This is a genomic window from Streptomyces sp. NPDC060000, assembly GCF_042737375.1.
Classification (GTDB): domain Bacteria; phylum Actinomycetota; class Actinomycetes; order Streptomycetales; family Streptomycetaceae; genus Streptomyces.
In genome coordinates this window covers 68,034-90,834 of record NZ_JBHWUU010000024.1, presented here as the reverse complement: position 1 = coordinate 90,834, position 22,801 = coordinate 68,034, and the positions used below count along the sequence as shown (strand labels likewise).

The 22,801-nt window shown below is 70.5% G+C and carries 16 protein-coding genes; 4 read left to right on the top strand and 12 right to left on the bottom strand.

Annotated elements, in window-relative coordinates; all coding sequences use genetic code 11:
- Positions 1-78: 78 nt before the first annotated feature.
- The 4 genes from ACFWBB_RS15375 to ACFWBB_RS15360 all read right to left on the bottom strand — a co-directional run bounded on the left by ACFWBB_RS15375 (position 79) and on the right by ACFWBB_RS15360 (position 7,846).
- Positions 79-2,328 (bottom strand): ATP-binding cassette domain-containing protein, encoded by a 2,250-nt coding sequence (locus ACFWBB_RS15375; RefSeq protein WP_385271309.1) that lies wholly within the window; start codon positions 2,326-2,328, stop codon positions 79-81.
- A gap of 131 nt (positions 2,329-2,459) precedes the next feature.
- A complete protein-coding gene (locus ACFWBB_RS15370; protein WP_385271306.1) occupies positions 2,460-3,218 on the bottom strand; it encodes an NUDIX domain-containing protein in 759 nt (252 codons plus the stop codon).
- 130 nt (positions 3,219-3,348) lie between these two features.
- Complete coding sequence (locus ACFWBB_RS15365) at positions 3,349-5,268, bottom strand: glycogen debranching N-terminal domain-containing protein (RefSeq protein WP_385271340.1); 1,920 nt, start codon at positions 5,266-5,268, stop codon at positions 3,349-3,351.
- Between the two features lie 625 nt (positions 5,269-5,893).
- Positions 5,894-7,846, bottom strand: coding sequence for a DUF4192 domain-containing protein (locus tag ACFWBB_RS15360; RefSeq protein WP_385271303.1), 1,953 nt, complete (start codon positions 7,844-7,846; stop codon positions 5,894-5,896).
- 163 nt (positions 7,847-8,009) lie between these two features.
- Here ACFWBB_RS15360 and ACFWBB_RS15355 point away from each other — a divergent pair, with 163 nt between their 5' ends.
- Complete coding sequence (locus ACFWBB_RS15355; protein ID WP_385271300.1) at positions 8,010-10,175, top strand: RecQ family ATP-dependent DNA helicase; 2,166 nt, start codon at positions 8,010-8,012, stop codon at positions 10,173-10,175.
- Between the two features lie 267 nt (positions 10,176-10,442).
- Positions 10,443-11,063 (top strand): hypothetical protein, encoded by a 621-nt coding sequence (locus tag ACFWBB_RS15350; protein ID WP_385271297.1) that lies wholly within the window; start codon positions 10,443-10,445, stop codon positions 11,061-11,063.
- A gap of 401 nt (positions 11,064-11,464) precedes the next feature.
- On the opposite strand, the gene ACFWBB_RS15345 is transcribed toward ACFWBB_RS15350, so the two are convergent.
- From ACFWBB_RS15345 to ACFWBB_RS15335, 3 genes are all read right to left on the bottom strand, one after another.
- Positions 11,465-12,103, bottom strand: a complete 639-nt coding sequence (locus ACFWBB_RS15345; RefSeq protein ID WP_385271294.1) for a hypothetical protein — start codon at positions 12,101-12,103, stop codon at positions 11,465-11,467.
- Positions 12,104-12,171: 68 nt separating this feature from the next.
- Entirely contained in the window at positions 12,172-12,873 is a 702-nt protein-coding gene (locus tag ACFWBB_RS15340) for a ribonuclease HII (protein ID WP_385271291.1), read from the bottom strand.
- Positions 12,874-12,966: 93 nt separating this feature from the next.
- Positions 12,967-13,590 carry a TetR/AcrR family transcriptional regulator gene (locus ACFWBB_RS15335; RefSeq protein ID WP_385271288.1) on the bottom strand — a complete coding sequence of 208 codons (624 nt, stop codon included), beginning with the start codon at positions 13,588-13,590 and terminating at the stop codon, positions 12,967-12,969.
- Between the two features lie 187 nt (positions 13,591-13,777).
- Here ACFWBB_RS15335 and ACFWBB_RS15330 point away from each other — a divergent pair, with 187 nt between their 5' ends.
- The gene (locus ACFWBB_RS15330; protein ID WP_385271285.1) at positions 13,778-15,325 is read left to right on the top strand and encodes an MFS transporter; all 1,548 of its coding nucleotides are present in this window, start codon (positions 13,778-13,780) and stop codon (positions 15,323-15,325) included.
- 280 nt (positions 15,326-15,605) lie between these two features.
- On the opposite strand, the gene ACFWBB_RS15325 is transcribed toward ACFWBB_RS15330, so the two are convergent.
- From ACFWBB_RS15325 to ACFWBB_RS15315, 3 genes are all read right to left on the bottom strand, one after another.
- Positions 15,606-16,511 carry an ADP-ribosylglycohydrolase family protein gene (locus ACFWBB_RS15325; RefSeq protein ID WP_385271282.1) on the bottom strand — a complete coding sequence of 302 codons (906 nt, stop codon included), beginning with the start codon at positions 16,509-16,511 and terminating at the stop codon, positions 15,606-15,608.
- Between the two features lie 12 nt (positions 16,512-16,523).
- Positions 16,524-17,183: a histidine phosphatase family protein gene (locus ACFWBB_RS15320; protein ID WP_385271279.1), complete on the bottom strand. Its 660-nt coding sequence runs from the start codon at positions 17,181-17,183 to the stop codon at positions 16,524-16,526.
- Positions 17,184-17,314: 131 nt separating this feature from the next.
- The gene (locus tag ACFWBB_RS15315) at positions 17,315-17,920 is read right to left on the bottom strand and encodes a YdbC family protein (protein WP_385271276.1); all 606 of its coding nucleotides are present in this window, start codon (positions 17,918-17,920) and stop codon (positions 17,315-17,317) included.
- A gap of 156 nt (positions 17,921-18,076) precedes the next feature.
- Here ACFWBB_RS15315 and ACFWBB_RS15310 point away from each other — a divergent pair, with 156 nt between their 5' ends.
- A complete protein-coding gene (locus ACFWBB_RS15310) occupies positions 18,077-18,610 on the top strand; it encodes a TerD family protein (protein WP_385271273.1) in 534 nt (177 codons plus the stop codon).
- Positions 18,611-18,752: 142 nt separating this feature from the next.
- On the opposite strand, the gene ACFWBB_RS15305 is transcribed toward ACFWBB_RS15310, so the two are convergent.
- Both ACFWBB_RS15305 and nrdR read right to left on the bottom strand, forming a co-directional pair.
- Positions 18,753-21,653, bottom strand: a complete 2,901-nt coding sequence (locus ACFWBB_RS15305; protein WP_385271270.1) for a vitamin B12-dependent ribonucleotide reductase — start codon at positions 21,651-21,653, stop codon at positions 18,753-18,755.
- A gap of 164 nt (positions 21,654-21,817) precedes the next feature.
- The gene (gene nrdR / locus ACFWBB_RS15300; RefSeq protein WP_385271337.1) at positions 21,818-22,387 is read right to left on the bottom strand and encodes a transcriptional regulator NrdR; all 570 of its coding nucleotides are present in this window, start codon (positions 22,385-22,387) and stop codon (positions 21,818-21,820) included.
- Positions 22,388-22,801 lie beyond the last annotated feature (414 nt).

Below are 22,801 nucleotides of genomic sequence, written 5' to 3'. Positions count from 1 at the left end.
TTGACGCCTTATCGGAAAGAAATGGGCTTTCTCCGGGGAGTTGCGCACACACGAGGATCGGATCGGTCCACACGGCGGTCATCGGGTCTTGCTGCGCAGGGTCGTGATCAGGTAGGCGCACAGCAGCGCCGTCAGGGACAATGTCATTGCGCCGCCGACCGGTTGGACGATCACTCGCGCCGCGGCGGCCACGTAGCGATCTCCCCCGAAGGGCCACTGCACCAGCAGCGTCTCGCGCAACCGGGTCGAGAATCCGGCCGCCGTCCGCACGGACGCGCCCTCCACGACCTTCTGAACGACGGGCAGGACGACGACGGGCATGGCGACCACCGCCGCCAGTCCGGCCGTAGTGGATCGGAAGACACCGGCGGCCAGCACACCGGCCCAGGCGCAGCCGACCACGAGGCCGAACCAGCTCGCACTCAATGAGAGCCAGTCTGCGGGAACTTGTGCGACCTCCCGTCCGTAGACGAGATAGAGCGCTTCGGCGTCGCAGCCCACCGTGAGGAAGGCCAGCATCAGCCCGGTGAGGGCGGCCACGAGCAGCTTGGCGGTCAGTACACCCAGCCTCCGGGGCACCGTGCCGCGGTCTGCGGCCAGGGCGGGGTGGCGGAATTCGTCTCCGAAGGCCAGCGCGCCGAGCAGTCCCGAACCGAGTGCCGCGGGCGGCAACGGAAGCTCCGCGGGCCAGGCGGCCAGCAGCCGCGCCTGTGGGGTGTGGCCCACGCGCGTCAGCAGTACGGCGGTCAGGGCGGAGACGATCAGTACGGCGGCACCGGTGAGGAATCCGGTGCTGATGCCGGTGGCGCGACGCAGTTCATAGCGCAGCGGGCGCAGGGGGCTGGGGGCGGAGCGGACGGAGATGGGGGGCGGCAGGGCGGGCAGGGTGTCGAAGCTGCGGGGCGCGGAACGGCGTGCGGAGCGCCGGGCGAAGGGCATGAAAGGCGCTTGCGGGGAGTCGGAGGCGGAGAGACCGGCGATTGGGGTGGGGCCGTCGTCGGTGTCGGCTCCCTCGGACCGCCGGAGCCCGCGGACGAGCGAGGCCGCCCGGGCAGCCGGTTCAGCGGCGGGATGCCGTGCAGCGGCACTCGGCTTCGCTGCCGCGCCCGGAGTGCCCGCAACCTGATGGTCGGCCGCCGTGGCGGCAGCACGGGGCGGGGGGCCGCTTTCGGAAGCCGGGATGCCGTCGTGAGGCGGCGCATCGGCCGGCCGGTACGGCGCGGAGGACGCCGGCCGTCCGGCCTCTTCAGAGCTATGGGGCGCGAGCGCGACGCCGGTCCGCAGGGTCCCGTTCGCCGCACATGCGTCCCCCGAGGCCTCCAGGTGTCCCGGGTTCGGCTCGTAGGCGGCGACGGTGGCCGGCTCCCCGCCCGAGGGTTCCTGGCCCGCCTGCCCCGAGATGCCGGGCGCCGCCTCGGGGCGCGTCCGCCGCGGAGTCGCAACTCCCGCCCCGGGCCCCATATCCCCTGTCTCGTCGGCGAGTTGGTGGACAAGAACGTTGTGCCGGTACGCAGTCTCGCCGACATGGGCGCAGCTACTTCCGTAAACGGAGAGCCGGTTGCCTTCCTCCTGTACGACCTCGACGGAGCGTTGCGCGGCTCGGGCCTCCCGCGTGAGCAGGCTGGCCAGACGGACGGCGTGTGGGCTGCGCACGGCCACCCGGGGTCGCAGCCGGGTACGGGCGAAGTCGGCGGCCTCCTGATCGGCCACGAGTGCGCCCCGTTCCAGGGTGACGACCCGGTCCGCGGTGCGAGCGGCCTCCTTGGGGTCGGTCGTCGTGGTCAGGACCGTGCCGCCCTGGTCCGCGTGTGCGCGCAGCATTCCGTACAGCCAACGGCTCTCGCGCCCGGAGAGCCCTTCGGCCGGGTCGTCGAGGACGAGAGTGTGCGGGTCCGCGAGGAGAGCGCAGGCCAGGCCCAGCCGCCGGTCCATGCCACGGGACAGGGTGCCGAGGCGTTCGTCGCGCAGACTGATCAGGCCGACCACCTCGAGCACCTCGTCGGCCCTCCGCACCGGAACACCGGCGGCCGCGCACAGCATGCGCAGGTGGCCACGGACCGTGCGGGCGGGGTGCCCCGGCACATCGCCCAGGAGGACGCCGACCTCACGCGAGGGGTGGGCGATGCGGTGCAGCGGACGGCCTCTGAAGTACGCGAGGCCACGGCCCTGTTCAAGCTCGAGCAGGAGCCTCAGCACCGTGGTCTTGCCCGCGCCCGGCGCACCGAGCAGCACGGTGACGCGGCCCGCGTGCGCTTCGAAGGAGACATCGTCGACGGCGGGCGGAAGCGCCTTGCGGGCGTTGCTGGTCAGTCCGAAGGCCTGGATCACCCGTAGCAAGGTAGCCCGCTATATCCGTTTTTTACGGACACCGCACAGTGGCATCCTCCATCCGGCCGCAGGGACCTGCCCCGGCCTGCCCGGGGTCCCTCCCCGCCGTCAGTGGCGAAGGCGGGCCGACGTCACACCTCGGGCCGCAGCATCGGCGGGTTGAGCAAGGTCGCACCGCCCGCCCGGAACAGCTGGGCGGGGCGGCCGCCCTGCCGCGTGGTGGTACCGCCGGTGGGCACCAGGAAGCCAGGCGTGCCCGTCACCTTCCGGTGGAAGTTCCTCGGGTCGAGCGCCACGCCCCACACCGCTTCGTAGACGCGGCGGAGCTCGCCGACCGTGAACTCGGTGGGGCAGAACGCGGTCGCGAGAGACGAGTACTCGATCTTGGAACGGGCCCGTTCGACGCCGTCCGCGAGGATCTGGGCATGGTCGAAGGCCAGCGGTGCGACCGGTTCACCGTCACGGCCGTACCCGCCGTGCTCGAGCAGTTCCTCGACGGGCGCCCACCGGGCATTGCTGGCGTCCCCGCCCGCTCGCGGAGCCGGCAGGTCCGGGGCGAGCGCCAGGTGCGCGACGCTCACGACGCGCATCCGGGGGTCGCGCTTGGGGTCTCCGTACGTGGCGAGCTGTTCCAGGTGAGCGCCGTTGTCATAGGCCGGAGCCGAGGGGTCGTGGGCCCGCAGTCCGGTCTCCTCGGCCAGCTCGCGCGCCGCGGCCTGGGTGAGATCCTCGTCCTCCCGCACGAAGCCGCCCGGGAGGGCCCACCGCCCCTGGAACGGCGCCTCGCCCCTGCGCACCGCCAGCGCACACAGGGCATGGCGGCGCACGGTCAGCACGACCAGGTCCACGGTGACGGCGAAGGGCGGAAAGGCTGACGGGTCGTAGGGCATGCGGCGATCATAGTCGTCTTCCTGACGATAAACACTCCCTTCGTCGGCCGCTTCGATGGCTGATCCACTCCGGTATCGCACGGCCGTCGCCGTTCTCCCGGACCGCCGTCCGGAACCCTGTCGTGCGAGGTCACACTCCCAATTGCAGCCCGTCGGCCGCTTCCTCAACCATGGCGAGACCGAGCCGACCGACCCGTACGGAGAAGGGCGCGCCGGCGACTCGTAGCCCCATCAGGCCGATCTCCCCGAGGGGCGCGCTGCGCAGGGGGCGCAGCGTGACGGTTCGGGCCGGGGCGTCGGGCCGAACGCCGGCCAGGGTGGTCACCAGCAGGACGCCGGCCGCCGCCGCGGTGGCGGCGGGGCGGCAGGCGGCCGGATGGGGAAGGGGGGCTCGCCCGTCACCCCGCTGCTCCCCCGCGTACATCTCAGGAAGGCGGTGTCCGAAGGCCTCGGCCGCAGCCAGTACGCCCCGCAGCAGTGCAGCGCCCTCCTTCTCGTAGCCCGCGGCGGCCAGACCGGCGACGGCGATCGCCGTTTCGTGGACCCGGACGGCACCACTGCGGTGGCCGAAGGGGTTGTAGCCGGCCTCCTTGGCGCCGAGGCCACGCAGGCCCCAGCCCGAGTCCATGAGAGGGCTGCCCAGGAGACGGGCGAGGCGTTCGGTCTGCACCCTGTCCAACAGCCCGGGAGCGTGGACGCCACCGCCCAGCAAACCGGTGTCGAGGAGGTGGACGGCCGTCGCGCAGAGGTGGGGCAGCGGTCGCCCGTCCGCGGTTCGGGCGGCCGCGGGCCGGCCCCCGCCGGGGTCGTCGATCCAGAAGTCACGCCGAAAGGTGGCGCGCAGCTTCCGGGCCCACTCCCGCAGTCCGTCACCGCCCGGTCTGGCGCAGGCGTCGAGCAGGTCGGCGCCGAGCAGTGCGGCCCGGTGGGCGTGGGCCTGTGTCTCGCAGCGAACGGGACCACCGGGCTGGGGCTCGCTCAGATATGGCCCTTCGCCGACCGTGGTACGCAGCCAGGTCAGGCAGCGCTCGGCCGCCGGCAGCAGTTCCTCCGTCTCTTGATCGGGCAGGCCCCACCGGCGGGCCTCCGCGAGGAGCACCGGGAAGAGCAGGGTGGCCTCGGTCCCCGTGCAGCCCGGCGGAAGGTGCGTGCCCGCGTCCCGCCGGGGGCCGGGGATCATGCCGCACCGTGGTCCGGGGCCGGTGACCTGGGTCCGGGCCAGCGTGCGCAGCGTGCCCGAGGTCAGACGGGTACCGAGAGGCAGTGTCATGCGGGCCGCGGCGAGCGCCTCCGCCGGAGCCAGGCCGCAGCGCCACGGCGCCCCTGCCGCGAGATGGGTGTCCGCGGGGTGTGCGGGATCCCGCACCAGCAGGGCCTGAAGATCCTCGACGCTCCTCGCAAGGAGCGCCCGGACACGCGGATCGTCGCCCGTCGCGTGTGCCGGAGCCAGTGGACTGGTAGCCGCCCGGCCCACGGCTCGGACCGGCCCCACATCGTCCAGGCGGGCTCTCAGCTCCACGCGGACCGTGCCGCCGGGGGGCACGTCGAATTCCCAGCGCAGCAGGCCCGCGGAGGCGATCGCGTCGGCCGGGGGCGGGTCGGCGGTGACGCACGAGGCGCCGGTGGCACAGGACCACCGCAGACCGCAGTCGTGGACACTGGCGGGAAGTTCGGGCCCCACGGTGCCGGACGCGATCGCCCCCAGGTCGGCCAGGTCGGTGCCGAGGGCCACCTCGACCGGGAGGCGTAGCGGCCGGGCGGCGGCACTGTGCAGCGTGATCCACTCCGTGCCGTCGGCGGAACGCGTCCGCTCGACGACGATGTCCGGGTCCGGGCCTCCGTGTGGTGTGACGCGGAGGGTTCCGACGAAAAGGGCCCGGTCGGCGGAGGTCATCCGGGCCTGGACCGCCAGTGGTTCGCGTCCCGCCACCCGCACCTGGCAACGGGAAAGGATGCGCCGGCCCGCGTGGTAGATCCCCTCCAGCCCGCGCCCCGTCAGCTGCCCTTGATCCGTCGAGATGGCGAGGCCCGGCAGGGCGACGCAGATCATCGCCGTGTGGGCGGGGGGCAGGCCGACAGAACCGGGCTGGTTCGACGTCCCCGGTGGAGGTCCGGCACCTCTGGACGAAGGCGGCGGTGGGCGCCGCGCCGCGCCGGCCGGCAAGGAGGACGGGAAGAGGGACGTGCCGTGGATGCACTTGTCGGCGGACAGACCAGGGCTTCCTTCGGGCCCCGTGGTCCGCGCGCCCTGGGCCGGCACCGGGGGGCTGTCGCTGGAGCGTTCGTCGGCGGCGGAGGGCGGAGTCGGCTGATGCATGCGTGACTTCTTCTGCTCTCTGTGCGCCTCGGGCCTGGTCGAGGCCGGGTGGAAGGCTCCGGCAGGGCGGGTGTGCTGCGGCGGCACGCCCGTGCAGGCGTTCCGCCACTCAGGTGAACGGGGCGGCACTCCGCCAGGTCACGCCCCTGGGCCGCGGGCAGCCCCGAATGGAGGCCGGATCCGGATACTCCCGGCCGCCTCAGGGGCATGCCGCGCCGATTTCGGAGGCACGAGGGACCGCACGCGTTCAGCGGGCAGGGCAACGCGGGGCAGGACGGAGCGTCGGCGTGACTGCGGTCCTCGTCGGCGGCCCACAGAGGCCCCCCGTCCCTCCTGCACGGCGACACGGCCGTCGGCGTCACCCCTTCTCCGTGATGTCGCCGCCGTCGGACCGCCGGCCTTCCGGGTAATCACCGACGCGGCGCGTGGAAGCCCTCCCCACCGGGCGCGTGCGGGCTCCTCCTCGGCCCGGCGCGGCAGGACGCGTGGGGTGCGGCCTCGATGTGCGAGCACGAAGTTCGTTCGCTCCACGCGCGCGGCGTTCCGGCTCCCGGCCTTCCTCCACCTCTGCCGCAACCTGTGTGTGGTCCACGCCGGCGCCGGCGGGACGGACCCGGCGACGCCTACGAGCAGTCGGAGGCGCGGACGTCGGCACGAGTCCCGGTGCGCAGGCGGCTCGGCTGTGCGGGACTGCCGGGTCCACTTCGTCGGTGCGGCTCGCATGCTCGGCTTCGCCGGGGCCGCCGGCGTCGTTCGATGCGCCGCCGCAGTTTCCTTCCCCGGGGCAGTGCCCTGGGTCGGGGCAGTACTCCTGGCCGGAGCAGCGACCTTGGTCGGGGCAGCTTCCGTAGCCGGGGTGGTTCTCCGCCCCCGGACAGCGGAGGTCGGCAGGCCCGTCGTCCTTCCCAGTTCCGCGAGGGCGTGCAGGAACCTCCGTACCGCCCGTACCCCGCGGGCCGTCGAAGCCCTCGGGCTCCTCGCCGTCCTGGGCCGTCGGCGCACTGCCCGGCCTCTCCGCCGCCGTCTGCTGCCCGTGTCCCTCACGCTCGACGCGCAGGCAGCGTCGTACCGACTCGGGGTCGAGGCCTTCGTTGCAGGCCTGGTGCAGGAGGCGGGCGAAGAGATAGTCCGGGTCCGCGCCCAGGGCCATGGCGAGGGCCTCCCTCGCCTCGAGGTCATCGCCGCTGGACCAGGCGACCCAGCCGGCGAGGGTGAGGGGGGCCGCCGCGTGCTCGCCGTAGGGTCCGACGCAACGCCGCGCCAGCGCCCGCCAGAGACGCAGGGCGGGGGCCGCCTCGTCGCCCTCCATCCACTGCGCCGACCGGTCACGCGTCACACGGTCCTGGAGGCCGAGGATCAGAGCCGCGGCCTCGTCGAATCCCAGCAGTTCGTCGTCTCGGTGGTCCGCCAGGAGAACACCCGACACGACGGGCGCTTCGGCGAGGCGGCGCATGACACGTCGGGCCAGCTCGAGCGTCTCCTCGGCCACCGCCGGACGGCTCGCCTCGTCGAGAATCCTGGGGACGAGCGCCATGCCGGCGGTGTCCAGGGCGACCTCCTGTTCCAGTGCGGCACCGGTCTCCAGGGGCAACAGCCGAGCCCGCAACTCGCGCAAGGTGCCTCGGACCTGGATCCCCGCGTAGGTCGCGGCCGCGGCCAGCACCGAGGTGCCGGGCAGCCCCATCGGTACGCCCTCGACCGGGCAGCAGCCCTTGCCCCCGCAGCAGTACGACCAGAACCGGCCGTCGGAAATGCAAAGCGCCTCGATCACGGGGACATCGAGGCGTCCGCATTCGAGACGTAGTCGGTGAGCCAGTGACTGCAGCCGTTCCATGACCTGACGGCCGGTCTCCCCCTTCGCCGGCTCCTGGCAGAGGTAGGCGACCATGTTCGCGGGGCGGGTACCTCGCCGTTCGCTGCCCTTGACGAGCCCTTGTGCCAGTTGCTGGGCGACGGCTCCCCAGTCGTCCGGGTTCGCGGGAATGCCGAGCCGGGCGCGGCCTCCGAACCGGCCCCGTCCGTCCCGGTCGTGCAGGGCGACCAGGACGATGCTGTCCTCCGGCCGGTACCCGAGCAGGTAGGGCAGGGCGTCGGCCAGCTCCCCCGGAGTGCGCAGGGTGACCTGGTGGTCGGCGGCCCTTGCGCCATGCTCAGCGGTTCCGCCGTACATCGTGTGGCTGACGTAGGCCGAGTGTTCGGCGTTCGCCGACAGCCCCTCGTACGGCGCGCTTCCGCCCCGTCCTGCCTCCCCGTCCCGTCCCGTGATGTCGCCGTTTTCGGAGGATCCAGTCGTTTCGCTGTGATTCGTCATGCGCAGACGATCTCGCGGATCATGAAATTCCGCTTGGCCTGTGGATAAGTCCGATCAGGGGCACGTCAGACATCCGGAGTCGGTGGCTGCAGCGCCGCCGGAGTGCACCCCGCTCCGACCCGTCCCTGACCGGATTGTCAGTGCCGTCCTGTTGTATGGGGGCATGGAGCACACGAGCAACACGGATCTCCGGGCGGACGCCGACACCGTCCTCGCTCGCCTGGTCGGCGACGCCACGGGCAGGGCCCGGCTGCGTGAGGACCAGTGGCGGGCGATCGAGGCGCTGGTCGCGGACCGGCGCAGGGCCCTCGTGGTGCAGCGCACGGGATGGGGCAAGTCCGCTGTCTACTTCGTGGCGACCTCTCTGCTCCGGGCCCGCGGTGCCGGCCCCACGGTGATCGTCTCTCCGCTGCTCGCGCTGATGCGCAACCAGGTCGAGGCCGCGGCCCGGGCCGGTATCCACGCACGGACCATCAACTCCTCGAACATTGAGGAGTGGGACACCGTGCAGGCCGAGATCGCCGCCGGCGAGGTCGACGTCCTGCTGGTCAGCCCGGAACGGCTCAACAATCCGGACTTCCGTGACGAGGTACTGCCCGCGCTGGCCGCCGCGACCGGACTGCTCGTCGTCGACGAGGCCCACTGCATCTCCGACTGGGGCCACGACTTCCGCCCGGACTACCGCCGCCTGCGGACGATGCTCAACGATCTCCCGCCGGGCGTACCGGTGCTCGCGACGACCGCGACCGCGAACGCGCGCGTGACGGCCGATGTCGCCGAGCAGCTCGGCACCGGCGGCACCTCGGACGCCCTCGTGCTGCGCGGCCCGTTGGACCGCGAGAGCCTCAGCCTGAACGTGCTGCGGCTGCCCGACGCCGCGCACCGGATGGCGTGGCTCGCCGACCATTTCGACGATCTCCCCGGCTCCGGGATCGTCTACACGCTCACCGTCGCCGCGGCGGAGGAGGTCACCGCCTTCCTCCGGCAGCGCGGCCACATTGTCGCCTCGTACACCGGGCGCACGGAGAACGCCGACCGGCAGCAGGCCGAGGAGGATCTGCTGGCCAACAAGGTCAAGGCACTGGTCGCCACCTCAGCGCTCGGCATGGGCTTCGACAAGCCCGACCTGGGGTTCGTCGTGCACCTGGGCTCGCCCTCCTCCCCCATCGCGTACTACCAGCAGGTCGGCCGCGCGGGACGCGGGGTCGAGCACGCGGAGGTGCTCCTGCTGCCGGGTAAGGAGGACGAGGCGATCTGGGAGTACTTCGCGTCGCTCGCCTTCCCGTCGGAGGATCTGGTGCGCCGCACACTGGATGTCCTCGGGCGCGCGGAGCGGCCGGTGTCGCTGCCCGCCCTTGAGCCGCTGGTGGAGCTGCGCCGCTCCCGCCTGGAGACCATGCTCAAGGTCCTCGACGTGGACGGGGCGGTCAAGCGGGTCAAGGGCGGCTGGCTGGCCACCGGGCAGCCGTGGAGGTACGAGGCCGAGCGGTACGAGTGGGTCGCCCGGCAGCGCAAGACCGAGCAGGAGGCGATGCGCCGGTACGCGTCGACGACCGACTGCCGGATGGAGTTCCTTCAACGCCAGCTGGACGACGAAGGCGCCAAGCCCTGCGGACGCTGCGACAACTGCGCGGGAGCGCGTTACGCCGCCGAGACGTCCACGGCCGCACTGGACGCCGCGCGGGTGGACCTGGGTCGCGCGGGCGTCGAGGTGGAGCCCCGCCGGATGTGGCCGACCGGCCTCCCGGCGATCGGAGTGGAGCTCAAGGGGCGCATTCCGGCGGGTGAACAGGCGACGACCGGGCGGGCGTTGGGGCGTCTCTCGGACATCGGATGGGGCAACCGGCTCCGCCCCATGCTCACCGCCCAGGCTTTGGACGAGCCGGTTCCGGACGACGTGGCGAGGGCTGTGGTGGGCGTGTTGGCCGACTGGGCGAAGGGTCCCGGCGGTTGGGCCTCCGCCGCGGCCGAAGCCTCGCCGCGCCCGGTCGGCGTGGTCACCATCGCCTCACGCACCCGACCGCGGTTGATCCACTCGCTGGGCGCACACATCGCGGAGGTCGGCCGGCTTCCGTTCCTGGGCTCGGTGGAGTACACCGCCGACGCCTCACCGATCTCCCGGAGCAACAGCGCCCAACGCCTCAAGGCGCTCCACGGCATGCTGGAGGTGCCGCCCGCGCTCGCCGCCACGCTCACCGAGGCCCGGGGACCCGTTCTGCTCGTGGACGACTACACCGAGACGGGCTGGACCCTCGCGGTCGCGGCCCGGATGCTGCGCCGAGCAGGCGCGCAAGGGGTGTTGCCTCTGGTGCTGGCGGTGCAAGGCTGATCACAGGGGGCGACCGCGACAGTGCTCCGAGGCGTGGGACTGTGGACTCACGTGTCCCTCCCCGAATCACTGGGTAAGGATATAAGTCACTCATCGTCACATAACGGTCGGTGGCCCCAATTGCTCGTTGCCGCATCCAAGTTCGACAGGAAGAATTGAGTTCCGCTCCCCGCACGGCTTGCCCGTAGTCCGGTAGGGCTCTGCTGCGGCGTGCGCTTCCCCGAACCCGACCCGCCCGCAGTGTGGGCCGTAGCCGAAGGGAGGATCGTGACCTTCGGATTCGCTCCGTCCTCGGCGGCATCGTTGTCGACGTCCACGTCCGCCGCCTCCGCCACCCGCTTGCTCGAGCCTGCTGAATGGGCAGCGGCCGGCATCCCGCTGCTGCGCAACCCGAGGGAAGTCGTCAGCGGGCTGCACTCACGGCACCGTCCACGGCCGACTACGGCGATCGTAGCCGTGCTGGACTCGGACGAACGGGTGTGCGCCAGCGCCTCGTTCACCCGGCGTCAGGCATCGTCCGACGGCTGGATGTTCCGCAACGCCCTGCTCGCCCAACTGCGCCGCGTCATCCCGCACGACCTGCGGCTGCGCACACCCGTACGCACCGCTGTGCTGCTCTACTGCCGTGAGGGCGACGCACGCTGGACGGAGGAGGACGGGGCGTGGATGTGGGGTCTGCGGGACGCGTGCACGTTGCACGGGTTGCGCTGTGGGGCGTACATCACTCTCACCCGGGACGGCTGGCAGGTCCTCGGCGAGGGGCGCGGAGGCCGTCGGCCGCACGCGGATTCGACTCCGGAACCCTTCGCCCTGTCGGAGGCCCCGCCGCCGCTGCCCCGGACCGGTGGCGCCGCGTCGGAGGTGCTGCGTCGCGCGGCCGCCCGCTGAGAGACGATCGGCCGCCCGAGGGACCCGCCGGGACGTCGGCCTCGGGCGGCGCGAGCCTCCCGGGCCTGACGTGCGTCGTCGCACCGCGTGCCGAACAGCCCGCGAGCCACGCACGTCCCGGCTGCTCACCGAGACCGTCACTCGCCGCCCAGTGCCGCCGGTCGCCGCCGGTCGCTCCGGGTAGCGGCCGACGACGTGTCCCTCGAGTCGCTCCGCGCCAGAAGGCACCGGGGCGGCGGCTCGGGTTGCACCGAGACGCGCGCGCAGGGCTCCCGACCGCCCGCCGCCGGGAGCCGTCCGTCCGCACATGCGGCGGGCAGTAGCGCGAGGGCATACCGCAGAGGCGCCGCAGCAGCGACGCCTCCATGGTCCCGGCCGCCTCTCGGCTCACCGGAGCCGACTCAGACGCCCGCGCCCAACACCGCGCCGATCTGCTGCGGGTCGCCACACACGATCAGCAGCGCGGCAGCCCTGGCACGGGCCAGCGGCAGAGCGGTGGCGGTCACGGTGTCGGGACCGCCGTTGACGGCGACCACGACGACGGGACGCACACCCGCCCGGTCCAGTGCTGCGGCATCGGCGTAGAAGACGTCGTCTCCCGCGTCATGCTGCGCCCAGTAGGGCGCCTCGCCGAAGGACAGTTCGTGTGTGGCCCAGGGGTGCTGTTCGCCGGTGGTGATCACCAGCACTTCCCCCGGGGCGCGGCCCGAGTCCAGGAGGAGGTCGAGGGCCTCCTCTGCGGCGTCCAGCGCACCCTCGGCCGAGGCCGGGACCAACTGGACCTGGGGAGTCACCGAAGCGGGCGCGGTGACGGGGGGAGCCGCCGGGGCCGAGGGCCCTGGCGTGCCGGCCACGTCGCGCGGCGCGCGTTGCGCCGGCGGCGTGGGCCGAAGGGGGCCGGGACGACCGGGACGCGACGGAGCCGCGGGACGGGGTCCGGGTACGGGTCGGGGGGTCGGCGCTGTGCGGCCACTGGCCGGAGTGGCGCGGGGACCCTGGGCACTCTCGTGAATCTGAGGCTCCTCGGGAATGAGAGGCATGAGCTGTCGTCTATCAATCGTTGGTGCGGCGAGCGCCAGCGGGTGGCGCATCGGTGCGGCCGGAACCGTCAGAACTCGAAGCCGAGTTGGCCTTCGACCCCCGGAGCGCTTCCGTTCGCCCAGCTGCGGGCCTTCTTGAGGTGCCGCCACTGGGGCAGCGCATCAAGATACGCCCACGACAACCGGTGGAACGGAGTGGGGCCCCGCTCCTCCAGTGCGGCCTTGTGCACAGGCGACGGATACCCGGCGTTGTCCGCAAAGGCGAAGTCTGCATGGTCGATACCCAGTTCGGCCATCATTTTGTCGCGCTGGACCTTGGCGATCACCGAGGCCGCCGCGACCGCCACGCAGGACTGATCGCCCTTGATCACCGTACGGACCTTCCACGGGGCGCCGAGATAGTCATGCTTCCCGTCGAGGATCACCGCGTCCGGGCGGATCGGGAGGGCCTCCAGGGCCCGCCCGGCGGCGAGCCGCAGCGCGGCGGTCATCCCCAGGTCGTCGATCTCCTCCGGAGAGGCATGACCCAGGGCGTGGGAGGTCACCCACGTCAGCAGCTCCTCGGCGAGTGCGGTACGCCGCTTGACGGTGAGCAGCTTGGAATCGGTGAGCCCTGCGGGAGGCCGACGGAGTCCGGTGACCGCCGCGCAGACGGTGACAGGTCCGGCCCACGCACCGCGGCCCACCTCGTCGACTCCGGCAATGACCTTCGCTCCGGTCGTGGCGCGGAGGGAGCGCTCGACGGTATGAGTAGGTGGTTCGTACGGCATGGCGCCCTTAGATTACGCCGCCGGGATCCCTTCGCGACACCCCGGCCGGCACCGGTCCTTCACCGGACTGCCGCATGGGCACCGGAACCGCGCTCAGGGCACCGTCGGCCGCAGCAGCGGCAGCATCAGCCGGTCGATCATCTCATCGAGATCATGATCATTCCATTCGCATCCGCACATTTTTGATCGATACATCATCATGGCCGGAATGACATCCAGGACATAGGCGTTCCCCGCGTCGGGCCGCACCTCACCCCTCTCGATTCCGCGGTTGACAACCTCACGAAGGAGCTTGACGGTCGGCTCCACGACCCCCTCGAAGATGAGCGTATGGAAGCGCTCACCTTGGAGTGGATCGCATTCGTGAATGATTGATCGCAACGCGAATCCGGGGCGGGAGAACATCGCGTCACGTGCGCCGCGACACAATGCGACCAGGTCCTCACGCACGCTCCCCAGATCCGGGGCGGCGTCCAGCCGGGGCAGCCCGGCGCGCAGGGCGTCCGCCACGAGCGCCTCCTTGGACGGCCAGCGGCGGTAGACAGCGGCCTTGCCGGTCTGGGCGCCGGCGGCCACCCCCTCCATCGTGAGGCCGTTCCAGCCGACGGTGCCCAACTGCTCCAGCGTGGCATCGAGAATCGCACGTTCGAGCACGGCGCCGCGCCGGCGGGGAGAGGGCGCCCGAGAGGGGGCGGCCGTCCAGCGCGAAGTAACCATCCGAGTGTCTCCAGCGAGCAGAGGGAGCGGGGATCAAGGAGCGGCGCGAGGCTCTGCGCGACCGCGACGGGGGACACGCCGGGAGGCGACGCCGCGAGTGAACGCTTGCGTTCACTACAGAGGACTCACTACCGTTGACGGGCCAGTGAACGCCAGCGTTCACTAACGCCCTTGTGGGGGACTCATAGTGACAACCTCTCAGCTGACTCAGAACCAGAAACCGGGGACCGCCCGCCGGGAGGGGCACCCCGGCATCGCGCTCACCGTGATCGCGGCCTGCCAACTCATGGTGGTACTCGACGCGACGATTGTGAACATCGCGCTCCCGCACATTCAAGACGCGCTCAAGTTCAGTACCACCGATCTCACCTGGGTGGTCAGCGCCTACACGCTCACCTTCGGCGGTCTGCTGCTGCTCGGCGCTCGCGCCGGTGACATCCTCGGCAGGCGCCGCGTGTTCATGGCAGGCATCCTTCTCTTCACCTTCGCCTCGCTCCTGGGCGGCCTGGCCCAGGAGCCCTGGCAGCTGCTCGCCGCACGCGCCCTGCAAGGCGTAGGAGGCGCCATCGCCTCGCCCACCTCGCTGGCGCTCATCACCACCACGTTTCCCGAGGGTCCGGAGCGGAACCGGGCGTTCGGCGTCTTCGCCGCGGTCTCCGCGGGCGGTGGCGCCATCGGTCTGCTCGCGGGCGGCATGCTCACCGAGTGGCTCGACTGGCGCTGGGTACTGTTCGTCAACGTGCCCATCGGGGTGCTCATCGCCTTCCTCGCGCCGCTCTACATCAACGAGTCCGAACGCCACCCCGGGCGCTTCGACATAGCCGGCGCGCTGACCTCGACAGTCGGCATGGCCTCCCTGGTCTATGCCTTCATCCGCGCGGCGGAGGAAGGGTGGCGGGACGGTCTGACACTCGGCGCCTTCGCAGCCGCGCTGATCCTGCTGGTCGCCTTCGTGTTCACGGAGAGGCGGGCCAAGGAGCCGATCACCCCGCTGAAGATGTTCGCCGACCGCAACCGCTCCGGCACCTACGTGATCATGCTGAGCCTCGCCGCGGCCATGTTCGGCATGTTCTTCTACATCGTGCTCTTCGTACAGAACGTGCTGGGGTACAGCCCGATCAAGGCCGGCCTCGCCTTCCTCCCCGTCACCTTCGCCATCGCGGCGGGCGCGGGTCTGTCGCAGCGTTTCCTGCCCACTGCCGGCCCCAAGCCGTTCATGCTCGCCGGTTCGGCGCTGGTCACGCTCGGCCTCACCTGGCAGGCCTTCATCAGCCCGGACAGCTCCTACGTCGGCGGGGTGCTCGGACCGATGGTGATCTTCGGCTTCGGCATGGGGCTGAACTTCGTGACGGTGACGGTCACCGCCGTCTCGGGTGTCGCCCCGCACGAAGCCGGCGCCGCGTCCGGCCTGCTCAACGCCACGCAGCAGGTGGGAGGTTCGCTCGGCCTGTCCATTCTGACGACCGTCTTCGGTTCGGCCAGCAAGGACGAGGCGGAGAAACAAGTGCCGAAGTTCCTCGCCGGCGGATCTCCGGAGCAGAAGGCCGAGTTCGCCAAGACGCACCAGTTGCCGGCCTCCTGGGGGCACGAGGTACTCGCGCACGGCATCTCGACGGCCTTCGTCCCGGCAGCGGCGATGGCCGTACTCGCTCTGGTGACGGCCTGGTTCGTCATCCGCGTCCAGAAGAGCGACCTCGAGGCGTTGTCCGGAACGGCGAGCCCCACGGTGGGCTGACAGGACGGCGCCACCGGCCGACCCGGAAGCACCACCGCACTCCGCGGTGCGGACGCGTCCAGCGCTTCCGGGTCGGCCCACCAGGCCCCTCAGAACCGACAGCATGATCCCCAACCGGACGAACGGCACGCCCACCCCCTACGTCGGTCCCACGGCCACCGCCCGATCTGCACGCGAACGGCGCACAGCGGATGTCGGAACAACGCACGGCCGGTCACTCAGAGTTCCCATCGGACACCGAGAGTTCCCATCCGGCGGGAAAAGGCGACAGGGGCCCCGGTCACACGGGCGGCAAGACCCATCCCGGCAGCGCTTCCAACTGATACGCCCACGCCTCGGGAGGCATCCCCGCCTTGCCGGACGCCAGTATTCCGCCCACGATGGCGCAGGTCGTGTCCACATCGCCGCCGACCTGCGCCGTCGTCCAGAACGCCGCCTCGTAGTCACCCAGGGCACGAGCGGCCGACCAGATCGCGAACGGGACGGTGTCATGCGCCGAGGTACGCCTCCCGCAGCCCAGCACCGCCGCGACGGTGGCCGCGTCGGCGTAGTCGAGCATGTCCCTGGCGCGCCGCAGTCCGGCGCCTACGGCGCTCTTCGGGACGAGCGCGATGACGCCGTCCAGCAACGCCTCCGCGCCGGGCGGACCTCCGGGTGCGCCGGCGAGCGCGGCGGCCGCGGCGACGGCCATGGCGCCGACCACGGCCTCGCGGTGCTGATGCGTGGGGTAGGCGGAGATCTCGGCCTGATGGGTCGCCTGCTCGGGGTCGTCCGCGTACCAGGCCCCCAAGGGGGCGACCCGCATCGCGGCGCCGTTGCCCCAGGACCCCTGTCCGTTGAACAGGGCGGCCGACAGCTCACGCCAGTCGGCGCCCTCCCTGACCAGCCGCAGCAGCCGGTTGACCGCAGGACCATATCCGCGGTCGAAGTCGTGGTGGTGTGCGAAGGAGTGGGCCAGCGCGTCCTGGTCGATGCGGTCGTGAGCGGCGAGAACGGCCACGACGGAGCAGGCCATCTCCGTGTCGTCGGTCCACTGCCAGGGCCCGGGCGGCAGCTCGCGGCGTTGGAGCAGCGGATAGTTCACCGGCACGAAGAACTGTGAGCCCAGCGCGTCGCCCACGGCGAGTCCGCGCAGGCTGGCCAGGGCGCGCTCCAGGCGCCGGGCGGGAGAGGAGTCAGCGGTCATCGCTCCCCCACTCTATCCGGTGATCCCGTACGGTTCCGGGTCTCGCCAGCGCTTGAAGGGCCGGTCGAGCGTGTACCTGTCGTCGTCCCCGAGAACGAGCATCCGCATCTCGGCGTTCCCCGGATTGGCGAGGGACTCGAATTCGGCGACCGTCCAGTGGAACCAGCGCATGCAGAACAGCCGCATCGCCAGACCATGGGTCACGATGAGCACGTTCGGCGGGTGGTCGGGGGCCTCAAAACTGCGGAAGAGGCTCTCCAGGAAGCCGCCGACCCGGTCGTAGACGTCGGCGCCGCTCTCACCCTGCGCGAAACGGTAGAAGAAGTGCCCGTAAGCGTCCCGGTAGGTCTTCTGCAGTCGTACGTCGTCGCGGTCCTGCCAGTTTCCCCAGTCCTGCTCGCGCAGCCGGGGCTCCTCGCGCACCCGCATACGTTCCGGATCCAGGTGGAAGGCCCGCAGCGTCTCGTGCGTACGCCGGTAGGGGGAGACGTACACGCTGACGGGCTCGCGGCCGAACACCTCCCGCACGTGCTTTCCCGTCTCCTCGGCCTGCCGCCACCCCCGCTCCGTCAGGGCCAGTGCGTGGTCGGGTTCACGCTCGTAGACGGTGTCATCAACATTGCCCGTTGACTCCCCGTGCCGGACAAGGACGATGCGCCGTGGTCGTGCCATGCCAAAACCCTAGATCGGGTGACGGCCGATCGAGCACTCGTAGGGCCTCCATACGGCGTAGGTCACACAAATCCCGCAACAGAAGTCACACAACAGTGCATGATCGGCTAGTGCGGCAGCGAGTCCGGTTTTCAAACCGTCCAGGTCGATTCGAGTTCTACGATGTCGCCGGTGAGGGAGGCGATGTCCGTCTCCGTCTGGGCACGCAGCGCGAGCCGCTCCACACGTTCGGTGCGGTACTTTCCGTGTTCGGCCGCCGAGCGCCACATCGAGAGCACCATGAACTCGTGCCCGGGCGCCTCCGCGAACAGCCCCCGGATCATGCCGGGCGAGCCCGCCATGGCGGGGTTCCACACCTTCTCCTGCATGAGGGTGAAGTGCTCCGCCCGTTCCTCGTGGACCCGGCACAGCGCCACCCGCAGCAGGTCGGAGTCGGTGAACCGGGGTTCGAAGCCCGTCTTCACGTCGAAGCGGTAGTCGAACAAACGTACCTGGACGTCCTTGAACGTGCCCGACTGCGCCGCCGCCAGTCGATCATGGGAACGCGCCATGAAGGAGTCGTAGAAGGCACGACTCTCCCAGAACGTGAAGACATGCGCGACGGAGGGCCGCCCTCTGCTCCAGCCCCCGCCCTGCCCCCGGAACCCCGGCTCCCCCAGAAGCCCCGCCCACTTTCGCTGTCCCCGTTCGAAACCGCGGCGGTCCACCACGGTGCAGCGAATCCACTTGACCAGCACCGCGCCATGGTAAGGCCAGTCGGCGTGGCGTTGGTCACCCTCGTTCACGAAGCAGCGCTGCGATGCTGCGCGTGCGCGTGGCAGGATGGACAACCGACCCTCAGGATCGGCCAGTTCGGGGCGATGTCAGACAGGGATACGGGGAGGGGAATTCCGGTGAGCGGTCTCAACAAGGGAATCCGCAAAGTCGAGATGGCTCTGAAGTGGGACCCGAGTCCGACGGGGCAGCCACCCACCGACCTGGACATCGTGGCCGCGACCTACCTGGCCGACGATGCGCATGGCGCCCCGGCCTATGTGGTCCACTTCGACAGTCGCTCGCCCGACGGCACGATCTACCTCAACCGGGACAGCAAGGACGGCAAGGGCTTCGGCTGGGACGAGGTGATGACGCTGGAACTCGATCGCCTGGACGCGCGTTACGCGCGCGTGGTCGTCGGCGTCGTCATCCAGCAGAGTCAGGCGCACAGGACCTTCGTCGATGTGCTCAACCCCGCCTTCCGGATACGAGAGGGCTACACCGTTCTGGACGAGGACGACTTCGCCGACGTCCTCGGTGCGACCGCGGCGACGGTCGGGGAGTTCCTGCGCGAGTCGTCCGACGGGTGGTCGTTCCGCTCCGGCGTCCAGGGCTTCGAGGACGACCCGGCGACGTTCACGAGGATCATGGGACAGGTGCGCCGCTCCTGAAGTCGAGGAGGGCACCACCCGCTCGATAACGGATGGTGCCCCCGAAGAGACCGAGGGCGGTGGAACCGGGAATCGGCTCCACCGCCCTGTGTCGGCTCATCGCGACGTCAAGATCGTCGCGACCCGACCGGCACGGCTGGGATCAGCTGCAACCGCTGGTCGAACCGCAGCCCTCGCAGATGTAGCAGGATCCGGCTCGCTGCATCTTCGTACCGCAGGAGAAGCACAGCGGAGCGTCGGCCTGGATGCCCATCTGCATCTCCACCAGCTCGGCACTGGTGTGGACCTGCTTCGGGGCGGGCGCGGCCACCTCGATGTCGGCCTTGGGGGTGGCGACGGCCTTCAGGTCGGTCTGGCGCGGGGCCGACTGGGCGAGGCCCTCGACGTCCACGTCCTCCTCCTCGAAGGTCGGCTCGTACGAACCGGTCTCCAGGTGGCGCTGACGCTCCTCGGCGGAGTGGATGCCGAGCGCGGAGCGCGTCTCGAAGGGCAGGAAGTCGAGCGCCAGGCGACGGAAGATGTAGTCGACGATCGACTGTGCCATCCGCACGTCCGGGTCGTCGGTCATGCCGGCCGGCTCGAAGCGCATGTTCGTGAACTTCGAGACGTACGTCTCGAGCGGCACGCCGTACTGGAGCCCGACGGAGACCGCGATGGAGAACGCGTCCATCATTCCGGCGAGGGTCGAGCCCTGCTTGGACATCTTCAGGAAGACCTCGCCGAGACCGTCGTCCGGGTAGGAGTTGGCGGTCATGTAGCCCTCGGCGCCACCGACCGTGAACGAGGTCGTGATGCCAGGACGGCCCTTGGGCAGACGCTTGCGCACCGGGCGGTACTCGATGACCTTCTCGACCGCGGTGCGGATGGTCTCCTCGGCCTTCTGGGTGACCTCGGTCTTCTCCTTCTCCTTCGTCTTCGCGGAGAGGGGCTGGCCGACCTTGCAGTTGTCGCGGTAGATCGCGAGCGCCTTGACGCCGAGCTTCCAGGCCTCGAAGTAGATCTCCTCGACCTCCTCGACGGTCGCCGTCTCCGGCATGTTGACCGTCTTGGAGATGGCGCCGGAGATCCAGGGCTGGATCGCGGCCATCATGCGGACGTGGCCCATCGGGGAGATGGCGCGCTCGCCCATGGCGCAGTCGAACACCTCGTAGTGCTCCTGCTTGAGGCCGGGAGCGTCGATCACGTTGCCGTTGTCGGCGATGTGGGCGACGATCGCCTCGATCTGCTCCTCCTGGTAACCCAGGCGGCGCAGGGCCTGCGGGACGGTGCCGTTGACGATCTGCATCGAGCCGCCGCCGACCAGCTTCTTGAACTTGACCAGGGCGAGGTCGGGCTCGACGCCGGTGGTGTCGCAGGACATCGCCAGACCGATGGTGCCGGTCGGGGCGAGCACGGACGCCTGGGAGTTACGGAAACCGTTCCGCTCACCGAGACGCAGCACGTCCTGCCAGGCCTCCGTGGCGGCGGCCCAGACGGGGCTGTCCAGGTCGTCCGTACGGACGGCCGCCCCGTTGGCGTCGGAGTGCTGCTTCATGACGCGGTTGTGGGCCTCGGCGTTACGGGCGTACCCGTCGTACGGGCCCACGACGGCGGCCAGTTCGGCGGAGCGGCGGTAGGCCGTGCCCGTCATCAGAGAGGTGATGGCGCCGGCCAGGGTGCGGCCGCCGTCCGAGTCGTAGGCGTGGCCGGTGGCCATCAGCAGGGCGCCGAGGTTGGCGTAGCCGATGCCGAGCTGGCGGAACGCGCGCGTGTTCTCGCCGATCTTCTGGGTCGGGAAGTCAGCGAAGCAGATGGAGATGTCCATCGCGGTGATGACGAGCTCGACGACCTTCTGGAAGCGGTCGGCCTCGAAGGACTGGGTGCCCTTGCTGTCGTCCTTGAGGAACTTCATCAGGTTCAGCGAGGCGAGGTTGCAGGACGTGTTGTCCAGGTGCATGTACTCGCTGCACGGGTTCGACGCGGTGATCCGGCCGGACTCGGGGCAGGTGTGCCAGTTGTTGATCACGCCGTCGTACTGGATGCCCGGGTCGGCACAGGCCCACGCGGCCTCGGCAAGCTTGCGGAACAGCGCCTTGGCGTCGACCTTCTCGATGATCTCGCCGGTCATGCGGGCGCGGAGACCGAACTCGGTGCCGTTCTCCACAGCGGTCATGAACTCGTCGTTCACGCGGACGCTGTTGTTGGCGTTCTGGTACTGGACGGACGTGATGTCGTCGCCGCCCAGGTCCATGTCGAAGCCCGCGTCGCGCAGAGCGCGGATCTTCTCCTCCTCCTTCACCTTGGTGGCGATGAAGTCCTCGACATCCGGGTGGTCCACGTCGAGGACGACCATCTTGGCCGCGCGACGGGTGGCGCCACCGGACTTGATGGTGCCGGCGGAGGCGTCGGCGCCACGCATGAAGGAGACCGGTCCTGAGGCGTTGCCGCCGGAGGAGAGGAGCTCCTTGGAGGAGCGGATGCGGGAGAGGTTCAGGCCGGCGCCGGAGCCGCCCTTGAAGATCATGCCCTCTTCCTTGTACCAGTCGAGGATCGACTCCATGGAGTCGTCGACGGCCAGGATGAAGCAGGCGGACACCTGCTGGGGCTGCGGGGTGCCGACGTTGAACCAGACGGGGCTGTTGAAGCTGAAGATCTGGTGCAGGAGGGCGTACGCCAGCTCGTGCTCGAAGATCTCGGCGTCGGCGGGCGAGGCGAAGTACTTGTTGTCCTCACCGGCCTTCCGGTACGTCTTCACGATGCGGTCGATCAGCTGCCTGAGGCCGGTCTCGCGCTGAGGGGTGCCGACGGCACCGCGGAAGTACTTGCTGGTGACGATGTTGACCGCGTTCACCGACCAGAAGTCGGGGAACTCGACGCCACGCTGCTCGAAATTGACCGAGCCGTCGCGCCAGTTGGTCATGACGACGTCACGACGCTCCCAGACCACCTCGTCGTAAGGGTGCACTCCGGGGGTCGTGTGGATGCGCTCGATACGCAGGCCCTTGGTGGTCTTGGCACCCTTGGCCCGGGTGCCTCGTGCCGGACCGCTCGCCGTCTCTGTCATGCCGCCTCCCTCTGCGGGCGAAAACGCCCTAAAATGCCACGATGTTCCCGTGACACGGTGTTCTGTCTTGTGCTGTGGGCACCACGCGCTGCCACCCACAGCGGGTTCTGGTCCGCCGCCGCGCGGCCGTCCCCGGAGTCACAACCCCGGTTCCGGCCCGCCGGTCAGTCGGCGGCGTGTGCGGGCTCGGGGACCTGCACGGTCCCGCCGGGCCCGTCTTCGTCTTCCCGGCTCCCCTTGATGGCTCCTGCGTCGCCCTCGCGGTCGTCGTCGTCCGCGGCGGGGCGTGCCGTCTGGTCCCTCAGTTCCGCGATGGCGGCCTCGAAGTCCTCGAGCGAGTCGAACGCCCGGTAGACGGAGGCGAATCGCAGATAGGCGACGAGGTCGAGCTCCTGCAACGGGCCGAGTATGGCCAGCCCCACGTCATGGGTGGTCAACTCGGCGCTTCCGGTGGCCCGCACCGCCTCCTCGACCCGCTGGCCGAGCTGAGCCAGGGCGTCCTCGGTGACAGGGCGTCCCTGGCATGCCTTGCGCACGCCGTTGATGACCTTGGTGCGACTGAAGGGCTCGGTGACTCCGGACCGCTTCACCACCATGAGCGAGCACGTCTCCACGGTCGTGAAACGACGGGAGCAGCCAGGGCACTGGCGGCGCCTGCGGATCGACGTGCCGTCATCCGTCGTACGGCTGTCGACTACACGACTGTCGGGGTGCCTACAGAAGGGGCAGTGCATGAACTCCAACCCTCCTCACGGCAGACTCGATGACCTCGCCAGGCCTCACGGGCCCCTCGAAGCAGCCCCAAGCATAGGGGATCCGTGAGCGTCTCGAAGACACCGGGACCACAACTTCTGGGCTGCTGGTGCAATCCAACCACTACATATGGGGGCTTGGCCCATACGTACAGGCCGTGTCGCGTGTCGCGCCGCCGGGCTCACCGCACGCTGTCCCACCGTCACACCGAGCACCCGAAATCCACCCGTGCACGCGCGCGTGCACCCGTATCGGCGCGGCGGATACGGCGATACCGTGGGCGCCGCAGGGAGAAGCGGTGGGACTCTCGCGCAGAGACGGGACCGGTTCCCGGTCGGCGGAACGCCGGATGGCAGACTGAGGTCACACCTCACCGGGTCGTCCGTCTCGGCGGT